Origin of the sequence: Janthinobacterium sp. HH106, from assembly GCF_001758725.1 — a bacterium.
Lineage (GTDB): Bacteria > Pseudomonadota > Gammaproteobacteria > Burkholderiales > Burkholderiaceae_D > Janthinobacterium.
This window is the reverse complement of record NZ_LRIC01000004.1, coordinates 1-1,395: the sequence shown is the minus strand read 5'-3', so window position 1 is coordinate 1,395 and position 1,395 is coordinate 1. Positions and strand designations below refer to the sequence as shown.

At 44.2% G+C, this 1,395-nt stretch carries 3 protein-coding genes; all 3 read left to right on the top strand.

Going from position 1 to position 1,395, the window contains the following annotated elements; all coding sequences use genetic code 11:
* On the top strand, positions 1 to 252 hold a 252-nt coding region (locus JAB8_RS29675), incomplete at its 5' end, for a hypothetical protein (protein WP_217494198.1).
* Positions 252 to 635 (top strand): hypothetical protein, encoded by a 384-nt coding sequence (locus JAB8_RS28840; protein ID WP_139142935.1) that lies wholly within the window; start codon positions 252 to 254, stop codon positions 633 to 635. The genes JAB8_RS29675 and JAB8_RS28840, both read left to right, overlap by 1 nt.
* A 1-nt stretch (position 636) precedes the next feature.
* The gene (locus tag JAB8_RS28835; RefSeq protein ID WP_139142934.1) at positions 637 to 1,272 is read left to right on the top strand and encodes a hypothetical protein; all 636 of its coding nucleotides are present in this window, start codon (positions 637 to 639) and stop codon (positions 1,270 to 1,272) included.
* The last annotated feature ends 123 nt before the right edge of the window (positions 1,273 to 1,395 follow it).

Here is a 1,395-nt window from a genome sequence, read left to right as displayed (position 1 = left end):
TGCTTAGAACGCACCACAGATGAACAGCAAAGGAGTGGTTGGAGAAAGGAAAGCGTGATGGCAACAAAGCTAGATGAATGGAAAGTTCTACCGCGTTTGATGATGCTGGTTACAACTATCATGTATATACGTTGCCTTGAGTGGGCGCTATCGCAACCTGACTTGTCAGTATCACAAGCGGGTCTAATTTCAGTTGTAACTGGGGCTTTCACGGGAAGTTTTGGCATCTGGATGGGTAAGGAGTCTAAGTAATGTTACAAGCCCTGATAGGCCCAATAGCAAACCTCGCAGGCTCTTGGTTGCAAGGTAAAGCAGATAAGAACGCAGCTAATGCTGAGTTAAAACTTACAGAGGCAAAAGCGAAAGCCCAGATACTTTTGTCAAAAGAAACAAGCGTTGCCGATTGGGAGCGCATTATGGCAGAGGGCGCAAAATCAAGCTGGAAAGACGAATGGTTTGTAGTAATCCTGTCTATCCCATTGATTTTATGTTGGATTCCGGGGGCGGAAGGTTGGGTTGACCGTGGGTTTGCGCAGCTTTCAAAAGCGCCAGATTGGTATTTTTACAGCCTTGGAATTGCAATTTCAGCGAGTTTTGGTGTGCGCGGGGCGCAGGCATTTTTTAAGAGGAAGTAACATGAGTAATGCTTTAAAAATACTGCAAAAAAAGTGCGGATGTAGCCCAGCCGGAAGTTTTGGTCCAAACACAGCCCGTGGGATCGTAAAGCACTATGATCTGTCACCAGAGCGTGGAGCGCACTTGTTAGGCCAAGTCATCCATGAATCAGGCACATTTAACTATACTAGAGAAAACCTAAACTACAGTGCAGAATCTATGATGAGCGTTTGGCCGCATCGTTTTCCAACTGAAGAAAGCGCAAAGCCATACGCCAGAAACCCCAAGGCACTAGCTGAAAATGTGTACTTGGATGAAAATCGTGGCAAAAAATACAAACTTGGTAACGATTCCAAGGAAAAAGCCAGCCTATACATTGGTCGCGGATTTTTACAATTGACTGGCTATAATAACGTCAAAGCCTTTGCAAGTGATATGGGATTGCCTGAAGTTATAGAAGATCCGTCACTTTTGGAAGAGGACTACGCGATGGATACGGCAATTTGGTTTTTCAAAAAAAACAATCTGTGGAAAATCTGTGATGAAGGTGTTAATGATGACGCAGTCAAAAGATTGACCCGAAAAATCAATGGTGGCTATACTGGTCTAGACCATAGGATTAAAGAAACGAACAGAGTATATAATTGGGTGAAGTGATAAATGCCATTACAACTTCTTAAATATAACCCCGGTGTCGTAAAGGACATCACGCCATATGCTGCTGGGAAAAATGGACCGTTTTGGACAGCCCGCGATCTTGTGCGGTTTAACACTGGCTAC

Excerpts from the sequence above, each read along its gene's own strand:
- JAB8_RS28840 (WP_139142935.1), top strand. The coding sequence starts at position 252 with ATGTTACAAGCCCTGATAGGCCCAATAGCAAACCTCGCAGGCTCTTGG.
- JAB8_RS28835 (WP_139142934.1), top strand. The coding sequence starts at position 637 with ATGAGTAATGCTTTAAAAATACTGCAAAAAAAGTGCGGATGTAGCCCA.